The 14,568-nt window shown below is 61.4% G+C and carries 15 protein-coding genes; 10 read left to right on the top strand and 5 right to left on the bottom strand.

From position 1 onward, the window contains the following. Nucleotides 1-173 precede the first annotated feature (173 nt). Both ACAM54_RS27150 and ACAM54_RS27145 read left to right on the top strand, forming a co-directional pair. Entirely contained in the window at nucleotides 174-1,262 is a 1,089-nt protein-coding gene (locus ACAM54_RS27150; protein ID WP_369651666.1) for a phenylacetaldoxime dehydratase family protein, read from the top strand. A gap of 100 nt (nucleotides 1,263-1,362) precedes the next feature. After that, entirely contained in the window at nucleotides 1,363-2,061 is a 699-nt protein-coding gene (locus ACAM54_RS27145; RefSeq protein ID WP_369651667.1) for an FMN-binding negative transcriptional regulator, read from the top strand. Nucleotides 2,062-2,124: 63 nt separating this feature from the next. Here ACAM54_RS27145 and ACAM54_RS27140 read toward each other — a convergent pair whose 3' ends face one another. Then, on the bottom strand, nucleotides 2,125-2,769 hold the full coding sequence (locus ACAM54_RS27140; protein WP_369651668.1) for a hypothetical protein: 645 nt from the start codon (nucleotides 2,767-2,769) through the stop codon (nucleotides 2,125-2,127). 376 nt (nucleotides 2,770-3,145) lie between these two features. On the opposite strand from ACAM54_RS27140, the gene ACAM54_RS27135 reads away from it, so the two are divergent. Genes ACAM54_RS27135 through ACAM54_RS27125 form a run of 3 tightly spaced genes read left to right on the top strand, consistent with a single transcriptional unit; the run spans nucleotide 3,146 to nucleotide 5,187 of the window. Continuing rightward, nucleotides 3,146-3,562 carry an MOSC domain-containing protein gene (locus tag ACAM54_RS27135; protein ID WP_369651851.1) on the top strand — a complete coding sequence of 139 codons (417 nt, stop codon included), beginning with the start codon at nucleotides 3,146-3,148 and terminating at the stop codon, nucleotides 3,560-3,562. Continuing rightward, a complete protein-coding gene (locus tag ACAM54_RS27130) occupies nucleotides 3,537-4,514 on the top strand; it encodes a 2Fe-2S iron-sulfur cluster-binding protein (protein ID WP_369651669.1) in 978 nt (325 codons plus the stop codon). The genes ACAM54_RS27135 and ACAM54_RS27130 overlap by 26 nt, the downstream gene beginning before the upstream one ends. 7 nt (nucleotides 4,515-4,521) lie before the next feature. Further along, entirely contained in the window at nucleotides 4,522-5,187 is a 666-nt protein-coding gene (locus tag ACAM54_RS27125) for a helix-turn-helix domain-containing protein (RefSeq protein WP_369651670.1), read from the top strand. 66 nt (nucleotides 5,188-5,253) lie between these two features. Here the strand turns inward: ACAM54_RS27125 and ACAM54_RS27120 are convergent, their stop codons facing one another. Genes ACAM54_RS27120 through ACAM54_RS27105 form a run of 4 tightly spaced genes read right to left on the bottom strand, consistent with a single transcriptional unit; the run spans nucleotide 5,254 to nucleotide 8,805 of the window. Then, complete coding sequence (locus ACAM54_RS27120; RefSeq protein WP_369651671.1) at nucleotides 5,254-5,940, bottom strand: 3-oxoacid CoA-transferase subunit B; 687 nt, start codon at nucleotides 5,938-5,940, stop codon at nucleotides 5,254-5,256. Continuing rightward, on the bottom strand, nucleotides 5,937-6,599 hold the full coding sequence (locus tag ACAM54_RS27115) for a 3-oxoacid CoA-transferase subunit A (RefSeq protein WP_369651672.1): 663 nt from the start codon (nucleotides 6,597-6,599) through the stop codon (nucleotides 5,937-5,939). Before ACAM54_RS27115 ends, ACAM54_RS27120 begins: the two co-directional genes overlap by 4 nt. A 13-nt stretch (nucleotides 6,600-6,612) precedes the next feature. Then, nucleotides 6,613-7,797, bottom strand: a complete 1,185-nt coding sequence (locus ACAM54_RS27110) for an acyl-CoA dehydrogenase family protein (protein WP_369651673.1) — start codon at nucleotides 7,795-7,797, stop codon at nucleotides 6,613-6,615. Nucleotides 7,798-7,821: 24 nt separating this feature from the next. Continuing rightward, nucleotides 7,822-8,805: a Bug family tripartite tricarboxylate transporter substrate binding protein gene (locus ACAM54_RS27105; RefSeq protein ID WP_369651674.1), complete on the bottom strand. Its 984-nt coding sequence runs from the start codon at nucleotides 8,803-8,805 to the stop codon at nucleotides 7,822-7,824. Nucleotides 8,806-9,184: 379 nt separating this feature from the next. On the opposite strand from ACAM54_RS27105, the gene ACAM54_RS27100 reads away from it, so the two are divergent. The 5 genes from ACAM54_RS27100 to ACAM54_RS27080 all read left to right on the top strand — a co-directional run bounded on the left by ACAM54_RS27100 (nucleotide 9,185) and on the right by ACAM54_RS27080 (nucleotide 14,557). Next, on the top strand, nucleotides 9,185-9,769 hold the full coding sequence (locus ACAM54_RS27100) for a TetR/AcrR family transcriptional regulator (RefSeq protein WP_369651852.1): 585 nt from the start codon (nucleotides 9,185-9,187) through the stop codon (nucleotides 9,767-9,769). A gap of 15 nt (nucleotides 9,770-9,784) precedes the next feature. Continuing rightward, nucleotides 9,785-10,768 (top strand): MDR family oxidoreductase, encoded by a 984-nt coding sequence (locus ACAM54_RS27095; RefSeq protein WP_369651675.1) that lies wholly within the window; start codon nucleotides 9,785-9,787, stop codon nucleotides 10,766-10,768. Nucleotides 10,769-10,814: 46 nt separating this feature from the next. Continuing rightward, on the top strand, nucleotides 10,815-12,455 hold the full coding sequence (locus ACAM54_RS27090) for a thiamine pyrophosphate-dependent enzyme (RefSeq protein ID WP_369651676.1): 1,641 nt from the start codon (nucleotides 10,815-10,817) through the stop codon (nucleotides 12,453-12,455). A 30-nt stretch (nucleotides 12,456-12,485) separates the two neighbouring features. Continuing rightward, nucleotides 12,486-13,454, top strand: a complete 969-nt coding sequence (locus tag ACAM54_RS27085; protein WP_369651677.1) for a Bug family tripartite tricarboxylate transporter substrate binding protein — start codon at nucleotides 12,486-12,488, stop codon at nucleotides 13,452-13,454. 137 nt (nucleotides 13,455-13,591) lie between these two features. Next, a complete protein-coding gene (locus ACAM54_RS27080) occupies nucleotides 13,592-14,557 on the top strand; it encodes a Bug family tripartite tricarboxylate transporter substrate binding protein (RefSeq protein ID WP_369651678.1) in 966 nt (321 codons plus the stop codon). Nucleotides 14,558-14,568: the final 11 nt, after the last annotated feature.

Raw genomic sequence — 14,568 nt, 5'->3', positions numbered from 1 at the left:
TCGAAACCCAAAGTATCCGGAGCACAGTCGCGTGGAGCCATGCATCACAAGGCATAGCAGCTATGCGGTTCGGCACGCCGGCTTCGCAGAGGCGCATATGCGGCCTATGCTGCAGTGCGCCAGAGTCTGCTTGGTGCAGGACGTCGATTCACCCACTAATGTCAGAACCCCCCATGACAGCAAAGATCCTTGAGAATGCGCCGGCGGAGGCTCACGGGCCTTCAGAGCGCAAGTTCCCCTTGCGCAAGCGCGACGGGTTCGTTCCCCAAGTGCAACGCTGGTCTTTTCAACTGCCGCCCGATTGCATGCAGATGCGCGTTGGCTTTCTGGCGGTACAGGGTGTGGACGACGCCGCGCTTGAGCAAAGCGCATTCTTCAAGTGGGCAAGGGGTGCGCTGTCGCATCCCGCCAGTCCGGCGACCTTCGACCACGCCCGTTTCACTGATACGCAGGGATTGCGGAATCACGTGATCACCGCCTACTGGGTCGACGAGCGCCGGTTCGAACGTTGGCGCTCCGACGACGTATTGCAGTCGTGGTGGACCTCGAATGAACGACTGCACGATGGAACAGGCGTGTGGCGCGAGATGCTGCGCGTGCCACGCGAACGCCAGGAGAGCATCTACTGGAGAGACTATCCGGCAGGTTTGATGTCGAGCGAGGAGGTCGCGGTCTATCCAACGCCTTATTGTGGCTACTATGGCGCGATGCGTGATCGTATTCCGCTTGCTGCGGACGATCCTTTGGATGCACCGGAGGGTTCGGCACTCGTCGTGCAGTCCGGGCGCGCTGGGTACGAAGAGCGCTGGCGTATCACACCGCCTCACAATCTGGCCGTCATAAGGTCCGCGAATTCATGGGAGCGCATGGACGAGGAGCAGTTGGCTGACTTCGAGACGAATCTCAAGAAGCCGCTGAATGACGGAATGGCCTATCTGCGCGGGTCACCGTTGCCTACCGGCTGTGCTTCGCTGCGCATGCAGTGCAAGCTCGACACGGATGGGCGCCTCCTGCCCGAGGAGCATGCGCTCGGGCATTTTCTTTCGCTGCGGCACATGGAGAAATGGGCGGAAGACCACGCGACGCATGCCGCCATTTTCAAAGCCGCGATGTCTCGCTACAAGCGCTACGGCAAAGACAATCAATTGCGTACCTGGCATGAGGTCTATGTGCTGCCGGCGGGCGACCAGCTCTTTGAATACATCAATTGCGGTCCGGAAACCGGCCTGCTGCGATGGTTCGACGGCGAGCGTTTGGACTGAAGAATCTTGCTTCGAGCGGTCCAGCACAAGATTAGATTCACTAAATTGGCGTTAGCAAAGAGAGTTTGTCTTCGTCAGCGTGTGCAGGCATGCTTTGCGCATGCCGAACTTGCCTAGCTTCGCTCGCTTCCAGGGAAAAGGAATGTACGTTTCAAAACATCATCAACTGACAGATCAAGATGCAATCTTCTCGCTGATGGAGTCCCATCCCCTTGGGGCTTGGGTGTGCCAGGTGGACGGTGCCCTCGTCGCGAACCATTTGCCCTTCTTCCTGGACAGGAGCAGAGGGCGCTTCGGCACCCTGATTGGACATGTCTCTCGCGCCAACGCCGTTTGGCGCGATCTGCGCGCTGCATCCTCGGTGGTGGCGTTCCAGGGTCCACAGGCGTACATAACGCCGGGGTGGTATCCGAGCAAGGCAGAGCACGGCATGGTCGTGCCCACTTGGAACTACGCCGTCGCCCATGCACATGGCATTGCGCGGGCCGTCGAGGACAGGGGGTGGGTGCTCGACATGTTGAACCGGCTTACTGGTTATCACGAGTCCAATCAGCAGGTGCCGTGGCGGATCGCCGATGCACCCACTGCGTTCATCGACAAGCTCCTGGGCGCCATCGTAGGGATCGAAATTCCGATTGATCGACTCGAGGGAAAGCTCAAGGCAAGTCAGGACGAAGCCATACAGGACAGGCGCGGCACGGTGGCGGGCTTGCAGAATGATCTTCGCGACGAATCCAAGGCGATGGCCAGCCTTGTAATGAAGGCGATTGAGGCGACGCAACAGCGCGGCGATAGTTAGTCGAGGCGCGATTCCTCTGGTGCTGTAACTCCACACGACACATTCTTGGCAGCTTCTTCATTGCTATACGACGCTGATGCTCAGTCGGTACTTCCTCAACCCGACCAGCCACGCTGCGAGAGCTGCCGCAACAAGACCTGCCATGGTCCAGCCGAGCAATCGCGATGCAGTCAGTTCGCCCTCTCGTGCTGCGCCCATGAAGAACAGAACGAATGCGAGGACGTGCACGAGAGTGCGCTCAACTCTCACCCAGGCGGCCTCAGAGCGAATCAGCCATGCAATCGCGACATCCACGCACCACCAGAGCGCAAAAACTGTATCCAGTACAGGAGCACTCACTCGGGGAGTGCTCATGATGCGTTTCCAGTCGTTCCCAAAGATAACGACGACGGCCCAATAGAAGTGAACGCAGAAGGCGGCCAGAGCCACCGTCCAGAAAGCAAGCCAATACCGGGCAGCCAACTCGGAACGCCGTCGAAAAGGGAACAGGCACAGAGCGGGCATGACCAACAGCAAGGCTACCCAAATCGTGAAGAACGTGCGATGCAGATCCAGACGCTGGCTCGCCAGCATGTCGGGTGGCTTTCCGGGCGCCGGCGCCAGGGAGAAGATGGTGGCATCGCGACTTAACCAAGCAGCCGCAAAGGCTGAGGCCAGGCCGATGGCGAGCAAGAGAATCGCCAGAAGCGCGGTCCTGCGGTTGGGCAAGGGAGTTTGGAGTGAGAGTCTCATCTGCAGGCGAACTTGTAAGGCACCTTGGGTACGGGGCCGCGAATGCTATGGCAATGCTCACCGGGAAACTGTCACTTTTCCGACAATTTGGGGGCGTCAATGCAGCATGTCCACAGCTCGGATGTGGTGGCGAGCCCACTTGTCAATCCGTCGAGACCGCCATATCATTTGGTCCTAATGGACACAAAGTGTCCTACCTGTCTTCATTCTGCTGAATCGTCCATCCTGCATCATGAGCGCCTCGATCTCCAACGCAACAGCACGGCACACTCCAGCCTCCGCCCGCGAGGGCATCCTCGCCTGGACAGGGGTGGTTCGGCATTTGCACATCACGCCTCGCGCCTTCCTTCCGATGGAGTCCTTCGAGGAACTGAACCTGATTGCGGGCAAGGGGATTCAGGGGGACCGATACATGATCGGTCAGGAGGCCGGCTTCTATTCCCACAAGCCGGAGGAGGGCCGCCAGATCACGCTGTTCGAAATCGAAACGCTGGAGGCACTCGCTCGCGATGCCAAGATCCAACTCCTGCCGGAGGAACATCGGCGAAACGTGACGGTGCAGGGCGTGCCTCTCAACCACCTCGTGGGCCGCCAGTTCTGGGTAGGCGAGGCACTTCTGGAGGCGACGCGGCTGTCCACGCCATGCCGTCATATCGAGGAGATCCTGGGCAAGCAGGTGTTCGATCCACTCATCAACCGCTCAGGTCTGAACTGTCGCATCCTCAAAGGAGGAGTGATCCGCGTTGGCGACATCGTTCGCGGGGGGTGAGATGGCAAAGGCGATCAAACATCTCCAAGCCGTCGTACAAGAGATCGACGAACCGCTCCCAGGCGTAAAGCGTCTGGTTCTGGCGGATCAGGACGGGTGGCGCCTGCCCGCCTTTCGACCCGGCGCCCACGTCGACCTGCACCTCGCCAACGGGTTGGTGAGAACCTATTCACTGTGCAATGACCCCGCCGATTGCCGCAGGTACGTTGTCGCCGTCAAACGCGAGGACGCCGGCCGTGGAGGCTCACGCCATATCCACGACGAACTTCGAACCGGAGAAATCATTGGTGTCTCCGTGCCGCGAAGTGGACTGGCCTTCTCGTCCGAAGCAATGAACATCTTCATCGCGGGCGGGATCGGTGTGACGCCGTTTGTCTCTGCGATCCTGGCACTGGAGCGGGAGGGCAGGACGAACTACGTGCTGCATTGGGCAAGCATGGGAGAGCCCTGTCTCATCGACGTGCTGGAGCCTGCGGTCAAGGCCGGACGCGTGTGCCTGTACAACACCCTGGAGGTGGCTCCGCCCGATATCCATTCACTCGTGCAAGGCTACGGCGAGGAGGCAAAGGCATTTTGCTGTGGGCCGGGCGGCATGCTCGATGCCTTCGAGGCCGCTGTCGCCGATTGGCCCGAAGAGCGCAAGCACGTGGAACGCTTCACCCCGCCGAAGCTCGCGCCAACACGAACGGCCAGACCATACAGCGTGGTTTTGGCAAAGAGCGGTCGTGAGATGGAAGTTGCTCCCGAAGTCGGCCTCCTGGCGACACTCGAGGCCATGGATGCCGACATATCGGTTTCTTGCGCTGGCGGTATTTGCGGCGCCTGTCGAACACGATGGGTCGAAGGACCACCCATTCACCGCGATCGAGTCCTGAGCCCGGAGGAGCGTGTGCACGAGGTCATTGTGTGTGTCGCAGAGTGTGCCGGGCCGCGCCTGGTTCTCGATATCTAGTCCCGCCTTGACGACAAGCGATCGGGCCGCTGCGGCCACCGGCGAGGGTGCGGGCGACACGGCCGTGCCAGAATCGAAGGTTGGAGCAACTCACAGTGGGTCCCCGGCAGCAGATCAAACAGTTGCGGACCCATACAAGGCCTTGGCACTACATCTAAAGTACCTGCGCGTTCAAAGCGGATTGACGCTGGAGAATCTGGCCCGGGATTCCGGGTTGACGCGAAGCTACTTGTCCAAAATTGAACGCGGCGTCTCCACACCGTCGATCGAGTCTGCCCTCAACATAGCGAAGGCGCTGGGCGTGACTGTGGATCGTCTCTTTGGGCAGCAGACCGAGGAAGACATCATCACCATTGTTCGAGGCAATGGTTCGATCGCAGGTGACCTCACGACCCATCTGTCGTTGGTGGGGGGACTTCGCAAAGACCGGGTGATGCGCGCGTTTGTCGTGCGTCCGGGCAAGACACAGAAGCGCGGGCGGATCATGAGCCACCACGAGGGCGAGGAGATACTGTTCGTCCTCACAGGCAGCATCGAGATGCAGATCGGTGCGCGCAGGGAGCGCCTGAGCCCCGGAGATTGCGTCCAGTTCGACTCGACGATCCCTCACAAGCTGACGGCACTGACCGACAAGCCCGCCTCGGCGCTTGTAGTGATTGCCGCCACTGCGTAGGTCTTTGCTGCCGAGACCGCGGCGGTTCCGCCGCAATGCTGCTCGCTCGCACGTGTGGTGGCGGACTCAGTCAGAAAACAGCACGCCATCTCGCCCGAATCGCTGGACACGGGATGCAGCCTTGACCGGTGCACCGGTGAGTTGTTGCACAGCGCCGAGGGACGCGTCCTCAAAGAGTGCTTCCACGACAAAGCCCTCGGCCCTGACGTCGATGATGGCCAGGTTGGTGAACACCTTGGCGACCACGCCGACGGCCGTGAGGGGCAAAGTGCAACGCTCGACCAACCGCGGCTGCGCGTCCCGGGTGGTGTGCTCCATCATTACCCAGATCTGCCGGGCTCCCACCGCGAGATCGATGGCCCCGCCTATGGCAGGCGGCGCGCCGTTGGAGTCACCGGTCGTCCAGTTGGCGAGGTCGCCATGCTGGGAGACTTGGAACGCGCCCAGGATGGCTATGTCCAGGTGGCCTCCTCGCATCATCGAGAACGAGAGGCTGGAGTCGAAGTAGGAGCCGCCCGGAGCAAGGGTGACTGGCATCTTTCCGGCGTTGATCAGGTCCCAGTCCTCCTGCCCGGCGACCGGCTTTGGCCCCACATTGAGAATCCCGTTCTCGCTGTGAAGCATCACCGACGTGTCTTTGGGAAGATGGTCGGCGATGCTCGTCGGCGCCCCGATGCCCAGGTTGACAAAACCCTCTTTGGGAAGCTGGTTGGCGACCAGGCGTGCAAGTTCCTGTCTTGATAGCGAATTCATGCTTTCCTCGAAAGAAATACCCGATCCACAAAGATGCATGGTGTGACGATGCTCTCCGGATCGAGTTCGCCGGCGTCGAGGAGCTCGTCGACCTCGACCGCGACGGTCTTTGCTGCAGTGGCCATCACGACTGAGTGGTTGCGTGCGGTTTTGTTGTAGTTGACATTCCCGAGAACGTCGGCCTGCCGGCCCTTCAGCAGCGAGAACGCGGCATGCAACGGCTTCTCCAGGAGATACTCGCGACCATCGACGACGATCTTCTCCTTTTCCTTCTCGAACATGGTTCCTACGCCGGTAGGGGTGAGAAAGCCGCCGAGTCCTGCGCCGCCCGCGCGAATTCGCTCCACCAGTGTGCCTTGGGGAACCAGTTCCAGCTCGACCGAGCCGGCGCGGTACTGCTCGGCGAACACGTCCGCGCTCCGTGGGTAGGAGCAGACGATCTTGCGCACGATTCGTGCGCCGAACCAGAGCGATAGGTCATCGCCGCCAGAGCCGGCATTGTTGGAGATGACGGTCAATTCGCGGACGCCCAGATCCAGCACGGCCTTGATCATGGTGCGCGGCAGGCCGGCGCCGCCGAAGCCGCCAACCATCACCGTGTCACCGTCGCGCAGGCCCGCGACCGCGGCGTGTGCATCCTTGACGACTACATTTCTCATCTTGACACTTTCTTCATTGGAGGGGCGCAGGCCCGTACTCCTTTGCGAGTCCCTTGCCGATGCGGTCAAGCAGCATCTCGCTGCTTCCATCGCCATAGGCAGCCAGGCGCGTTTCCGCGAACAACATGGCCAGACGGTGTGAGGCGCTTGCCCCGGTGGCCCCCATCGCACGAAGGCACTGATCGATTCCCCACACCGCGACGTCCACGGCGAACTTCTTGGCCTGGGCGGCCAGCGTCAATGCGGGCGCACCTGTCTGCACAGCCAGGGCAGCGCGCAACACCAGTGCGTTGGCGGCCTCCAGCCGCAGGGAGACTTCTGCCAGCTCCCAAGCCAATCCCTGATGGCTGATCAGCGGCTTGCCGAACGTCTGTCGGCTCCCTGCATAGCCGACCGCCTCACCGAGGGCCGCTCGCGTTGATGCGACGCACATCGCTGCGACATGAACGCGGGCTGCATTGACTGATGCCATGGAAGCCTTGAAGGCCTGACCGGGTTGACTGAAAAGAAACCAGTCGGGAACGAAGTGATCCTGGAAGGTCAGCCTCGACAGTCGGAACGACCGGGCGCCCGGCATGAGGATCTCTTCACGACTGAACGTCGGTCCGTCAGCCAATGGCACGAGGAAGGATGCGATCTCGTCGGAGCCGCCGCCTGTTGCAGTCACGCGCGCGAGGAGATTCGCGCATTGAATGATCTGGCCATTCGTGATCCACGATTTGGTGCCGGTGATCGACCAGCCGCCGTCCACCCGTCGCGCGCAGGTCTTCAGCGCGCCCAGGTCGCTGCCTCCATCAGGCTCGGACATCGCGGGGGCACACAAGATGCCGCCGCTGAGCAAGCCCTCCAAAAGCTCGGAGCGGTGTTTGTCAGAGCCCAGGCGCGCGACTCGGGTCACCGAGCCTTGGAGGTTGTTGATGGCAAAGGCGGCAGCAAAGCCATGTTCGGCCATCGTCTGTGCAACTCGAATCTTGCACAGGAAGGAAGCGTCGTGGCCGCCGAGTTCACGGGGCGTCTGCAGTCCCAGAAAGCCCGCCTTGGCCCACTTGCCAATCCATGCTGAGTCGTAGGGCTGGCCCTGGGTGTGCGTGTCAAGCAAGTGGGTGCTGAACTCGCCCTGGCAGAAGTCGGCCGCGGCAGCGACGAGAGCCAGCTCCTCAGCGGCGAGTTTCTCGTCGTACGAATCGTAGAAGCTCATGAAGCAAGTGTCCTCGCCAGACGGTCAACGGGCCAGCGGCGTCTTGAGCGTTTTGGCCCAGTTGTTCCAGAAGTCGATTTCGCGGGCAACCTGCTTGGAGTAGGCCTCGGGCGACGAGTTCTTGACTGGGACCGCTCCGAGCGTCTCCAGCTGCGAGAGGAATTCAGGACTCGTCACTACCTTGTCGAGTGCTGCGGCGATCTTCTTGGTCACGGCACTCGGCATGCCGGCGGGTGCGGCAATCCCGAACCAAGGGGAGAGATCCATCGGCTTGCCGCCAGCTTCCTCTGCGGTCGGGAGGTCCGGGAACGCCGGCGAGCGCTCTGGTGCGGCAACCGCGAGAGCCTTGATCTTGCCGGCGCGAACGTGCTGAGCAACGGTCGCCTCCGTGAAGAACCCGACTTGAACTACACCGGCTATCAGGTCGCTGATGGGCTGCGCGCCGCCCTTGTAATTCACAAAGGTCAGTTCAGTGCCATTGAGCGCGTCGAACAAAGTACCGCCGATGTGCGAGGTAGCGCCAAAGGTGCCACCCGAGTTCAGCTTCCCAGGGTTTGCCTTGGCGTAGGCAATGAGCTCTTTGATGCTGTTGATGGAAACACCGGGATTCACCACGATCAGGTTGCGTTGCTTGGCAACGTTTCGAATGTAGGTGAAATCCTTGATCTGGTCGTAAGGCAGGGTGGGATTGAGTGCCTGTCCACGCGTTTGAGAGGACTCGACCGCAACCAGGAGGGTGTAGCCATCGGGCTTGGCTTTCGCCACGGCCTCGGCGCCGATGATGCCGCCAGCGCCGCCGCGGTTGTCGACGATGACCGAAGCCTTGAGTTCCTTGCCCAACGATTGGGCGATGACGCGGGCGACGATGTCCGTGGGACCACCGGGAGGGAAGCCAACCACAAGCTTGATGGGCTGGGACGGATAGGCTTCATCGGCCAGTGCGGGCGCGACGGTCATACAGGCAAGGCCGGCGGCAACGAGCCATTTCCTGATCGCATTGAATTTCATTCGGGCTTCCTTCAGCTGAGTCGAGGAGGGTGTGGGCAGTATGAAATCCAAGGACACATTGTGTCAATAAGGACTCTCATAGGGGTTTTCCAGCAAGACCCGGGCCAGCTTGGCAGTGCGTCCGAGCGCAACGCCTCACTCTTGGTGCAAACCACGAATTCACCCATTTGCACAATAAGGGTGCGGAACTCTGTCGCGTTGTGGTGCGCCATGCGCCTCAACTCGGCGTGATTGCGCAGGCTGGAAAAATCGCTGGATGTTTCCTAGTCGATCGGTCTAGAATAAAAAAATGACGACAAAACTGAAGGTGGCCGTGTCTCGCGGCCGCGGTGCCTCGCCAGCCTATTCGGCCACGAGAGACGTGCTGATACGGTGTGGGATGGAACTGCTGACCGAGCAGGGTTTCAGCGCGACCGGCCTGGATGCGGTGCTGAAGCGGGCGACAGTGCCCAAGGGGTCCTTCTATCACTACTTCGAGAGCAAGGATGCATTCGGCGCTGCGGTGATGGACGCCTACGACGACTACTTCAAGCGAAAGCTCGATCGGTGGTTGTTGAGCGAGGAGCGTCCGCCGCTGGACCGTCTCGCGGATTTCATCGCCGATGCGTCGAAGGGCATGCGCAAGCATCGCTTCACGCGTGGATGCCTCGTCGGGAACTTGAGCCAGGAGCTGGGTGTGCTGCCCTCCGGATTTCGCGAACGCCTGGATGCCATCCTCCTCGGATGGCAGGCGCGGGTAGCCCGTTGTCTCGAGGCCGCCCAGGTCGAGGGAAGCATTTCGGCTGCATTGGACCCAGAGCAGCTTGCCGAGTTCTTCTGGATCGCGTGGGAAGGTGCGGTGCTTCGTGCCCGGCTCGTTCAGAGCGACCGCCCGTTGATCACTTTCATCACTGCATTTCTCTCGAGCCTGGGCGCGCGTGCCGAGGCAATCCCCCACCCCGGGGCGAATCAGCAGCACTTTTAACTGGAACGGAAAAGCATGTTCAAAGGCATCGTTGTAGAGAAGGACGCCGAAGGCCATCGTGCGTCGGTGAGCGAGATCGATGACAGCCGCCTGCCTGCAGGCGACGTCACGGTTCGGATCGAGTACAGCACCCTCAATTACAAGGACGGACTGGCCATCACGGGCAAGGGGCCGGTCGTCCGGAGCTTTCCGATGGTGCCGGGCATCGACTTTGCGGGCGTCGTCGAACAGAGCGAACACGCCGATTTCAAAGCCGGTGATCGGGTGCTCCTCAATGGCTGGGGCGTGGGTGAGACTCACTGGGGTGGGTTGGCCCAGCGCGCGCGCGTAAAAGGTGACTGGCTCATCCCACTGCCGCAGCGCTTCAGTGCCAAGCAGGCGATGGCCATCGGGACCGCTGGCTATACCGCGATGCTCTGCGTGATGGCACTTGAGTGGCATGGCCTGAAGCCGGGGCAGGGGCCCGTGTTGGTCACCGGTGCGAACGGGGGCGTAGGTAGCTTCGGGGTCGCGCTCCTGGCCAATCTGGGCTATCAGGTCGTGGCCTCGACGGGTCGCCCCGCTGAGTCGGAGTATCTACGCCGCCTCGGCGCGAGCGACGTGATTGATCGCAAGGAACTGAACGAGCCAGGCAAGCCTTTGCAGAAGGAACGGTGGATCGCTGCCGTGGACTCCGTGGGGAGCCACACTCTGGCGAATGTGTGCGCGCAAGTTCAATACGGCGGGGCTGTCGCGGCATGCGGCATGGCGCAAGGACTTGATTTCCCGTCTTCCGTCGCTCCCTTCATTCTTCGCGGCGTGACCTTGCTCGGTGTCGATAGCGTGATGCGTCCGAAGGCAGATCGGTTGGCAGCGTGGGAGCGCCTTGCAAAGGATCTGCACGGGCCGATCCTGGAAGACATCGCCGATGAAATCCCTTTGGGACAGGCGATTGATGCTGCCAAAAGGCTGATGCGAGGAGAGGTTCGCGGTCGCCTGATTGTCAATCCCAACGCTTAGCAAGAGCTGAACCGCCCAGACCGATGGGCTTCATGAGAGGACAGTCATGGCATACCGAGTTGCTGACGCAATCGTTGACAGCATGGTCGCGCACGGTGCGGATCGCGGATTCAGCGTCCCCGGGGAGAGTTTTCTGGGACTGCTGGACGCCTTGCACGCACGTCGCGACTTCGATCTGGTCACTTGCCGTCATGAAGGTTCCGCCGCCCTGGCCGCCATCGCCGACTCGAAGCTGACCGGCCGCCCCGGCATCGTCATGGCAAGTCGTGGTCCTGGCGCATTCAACGCTGCGATTGGTGTTCACGTGGCTGCGGAAGAAGCGATTCCCATGATCCTCCTGATTGGACAGGTGGATACGCCAAATCTGGGACGAGGAGCGGTCCAGGAGATCGATTCGTCCAAAGCGTTCTGGGGAAGTATCAAGTGGTCCGGGCGCATCGATCGCGCTGACGCGGTAGCCGAGGTCATGGCCAGAGCCTTCGCCATGGCAGTTTCGGGCACACCCGGTCCCGTGACGGTCGAATTGCCCGAAGACGTTCTGACGGCCGTTGTCGACCAGCGGCCAGCACGAGTCCACGGTCGAGCCATTGCTGAAGCGAGCGTGGACGATGCCGCTCGCGTCCATGAGCTGCTTGCAAGCGCGAGCCGGCCCATCCTGATCGTGGGTGGTGAATGCCGCAGTTCCGAGTTCCGACGCGATCTCCAGGAACTCGTGGGCCTGTGGGACGTGCCGGTGGCGCTGACGAACAAGAATCAGGACCAGTTCTCCAACCTGGATCCACATTGGGTCGGCCAGCTGAGCTTCTTCGCTTCGCCAGCGCACACGGCGCTGTTCAGCGAAGCCGACCTGTTGATCGCCATCGGGAGCCGGATGGGCGATGTCTCATCGCTCGGCTTCGCATTCCCGCGTCAGGGCCTGAACCCTCAGCGGTTCGTTCACGTGTATCCCGATCCTGAGATGATCGGGCGGCACTTTCAAACGGATTTGCCGATCGTTTCGACAGCGCATGGATTCGTGCGCGCGACGCTGCGCCACGGCAGGCGGGCAGGCACCTCCGCGGCCTGGATGCAGCGCGTTGCTGAAGCGGCGAATCGTGCGCACGGCTGGCAGCCTCAGAACGTGGTGGCCGACGACGTGATGGGGCACACGATCATGGCGTTGGAGCGCTTGGCGAAGCGCGATGCGATCCTGACGACGGACTCCGGGAACTTCGCCTCCTGGGTGCACCGCATCTTCAAGATGACACCGGAGAACCGGCTGCTGGGATCCGCGTGCGGCGCCATGGGGACGGGCGTTCCAGCCGGGGTGGCGGCCGGCTTGCGCTATCCGGACAGGGAGGTCCTCGCATTCGTAGGTGACGGAGGCTTCCTCATGAACGGCAACGAGCTGATCACAGCCGTTGATCGAGGACTGAACATCCGGGTGGTGATTTCCAACAACGGCTCGTACGGGACCATCCGAACCCATCAACAGCGGCACTTTCCGAATCGGGTGAGTGGTACTGACTTGGGGAATCCGAACTTTGCCAAGCTTGCTGAGGCGTTTGGCGCCCGTGGTTTCAGGATCGAGCACGCCAGGGACGCAGCAGGAATGGTCGAGCGGGCGATGGCGACCGAGGGACCGGTGGTGATCGAGGTCTGCAGCGATCCCGACATGTCTGTGGAGCGATCGCTCAAGTGGGAGTGAGTTGCTGCGTTTAACTTCCTGGAGAAGCCGATGTCAGTCAAGAAGTCGAGTCTTGCCGCAGGTGCTTTCATGCTCCTTGCGATGGGGGCAGCGCAGGCCAGCGGCTATCCCAATGCCCCGATCAGACTTGTCGTTCCCTACCCGCCAGGAGGGCCCGTCGACTTCGTGGCGCGGGTCGTCAGTGTGCCGCTTGGTCAGGAGCTGGGTCAGGCTATCGTCATCGAGAACAAGGCGGGAGCAGGCGGAAATGTCGCTGCCAATGAGGTGTCTCGCGCGAAGCCTGATGGCTATACGCTGTCGCTGGTTTACGAGACCCATGCAACGACCAATCTGTTCTACAAGAATTTCAAGTTCGACGCCTTCAAGTCCTTCGACCACATCTCTCTGCTCGGCTACTCGCCACTGGTGCTCACGACATCAACGCAGTCAGGCCTGGACACCTTCCCGAAGCTGATCGCTGCGTTGAAGAGCAAGCCCGGCGCGCTCAACCAAGTAGTTACCGGTCCTGGCGCAGCGAGCGTTCTGAAGCCGGAACTGATGCATCAGGCGCTGGGCACCAAGGTGACCTACGTTCCGTATCCGGGCGTCGCGCCGGCGATGCAGGCACTGGTCGGTGGGCAGATCGACATCGCGCTGGTCTCGGTTACTGCGGCCTTGCCCTTGATACAGGCCAAGAAAGTCAATGCGGTCGCCGTTGGATCGGCCAAGCCGCTGCCCGCGCTGCCGGGCGTTCCCACCATGAACAGCAGTATCCCCAACTTCGAGTCGACGGCGTGGATTGGCATCGTGGCACCTGCGGGACTGCCCAAGGACGTGTTCGATCGTCTTCAGGGGGCCGTGCAGAAAGTGATGGCGAGTGACGCCGTCCGAAAGCAGCTCGAGGCATCGACGTTTGTCGTCCTCGCGACCGATCAGAACGGCTTCATCGATCGTGCCCGGGCGGACTTTCGGGACGCGGAGCAACTGGTCCAGAAGGGAATTCTCAAGCCCGAAGAGTAATGCTTGCCTCTGCGGCAGAGGCGGCGCAGTAGGAGCTGGTTTCGCTCATCTTCGGCGTGACGTGCTTTGGGATGTCCGCCCGCTGAATGGCCGCCTCAACAGTTCCTGTTCCCCTAGGAGACAACAAGGAGAATCGAATGTCCCCAGCCAAGTTGATTGCGGCCGTGTTGCCTTTGGTCGCGGGCCTGGTTTCGGCCCATGCAGATGTGTATCCCTCGGCGCCGGTCCGGCTGGTAGTGCCCTTCCCGCCTGGCGGGCCTGTCGATCTCGTTGCACGGGTGATCAGCGGCCCTTTGGGGCAGGAGTTGGGTCAGCCGATCGTTGTCGAAAACAAGGCCGGAGCCGGAGGCAACATTGCCGCTGGCGAAGTGGCGCGAGCCAAGGCGGACGGGTACACGCTGTCCATGGTCTATGAGACCCACGCGACGGCCAATCTTTTCAACAAGAACTACAAGTTCGACGCATTCGATTCGTTCGAGTACATATCGCTGCTGGGTCAGTCGCCAACGGTCCTGGCAACCTCGCTCCAATCGGGCTATGACACGCTTGCGAAGTACATCGCTGCCTTGAAGGCAAGGCCGGAGCAGATCAACCAGGCAGTACCCGGACCTGGTGCGGCGAGCATGCTGAAACCTGAGCTGCTGAACCAGGCACTCGGCTCGCGCGTCACTTATGTGCCATTCTCGGGGGCGGCGCCTGCGTTCACGGCGCTCGCTGGAGGGCAGATTGACGTGGTCCTTGCCTCGGTCCCGGCGCTTTTGCCTTTGATTCAGGCAAAAAGGGTCAACGCGATCGCCGTGGGATCGGCTCAGCCCCTTCCAGCGCTGCCCGGCGTGCCGCCGCTGAGCACCGTGGTCCCGGGCTACGAATCAACGATATGGGTGGGCCTGGTCGCTCCCAAGGGCACGCCCAAGGCGGTGACGGAGCGCATCGCCCTGGCTGTCCGACGGGGGTTGGAGCAGCCCGCGGTCAAGAAGCAACTCGAGGACGCGAGCTTTGTGGTGCTTGCGACCGATCGATCGCGATTCATTGAGCGGGCGCGGGCCGACCACCGGGCCGCGCAGATGCTCATCGACAAGGGCGTGCTCAAAGCCGACGAGTAACTCACAGGAGA

This window comes from Variovorax sp. V93 (assembly GCF_041154485.1).
Classification (GTDB): domain Bacteria; phylum Pseudomonadota; class Gammaproteobacteria; order Burkholderiales; family Burkholderiaceae_C; genus Variovorax; species Variovorax beijingensis_A.
This window is presented reverse-complemented; position numbering and strand designations above follow the sequence as displayed.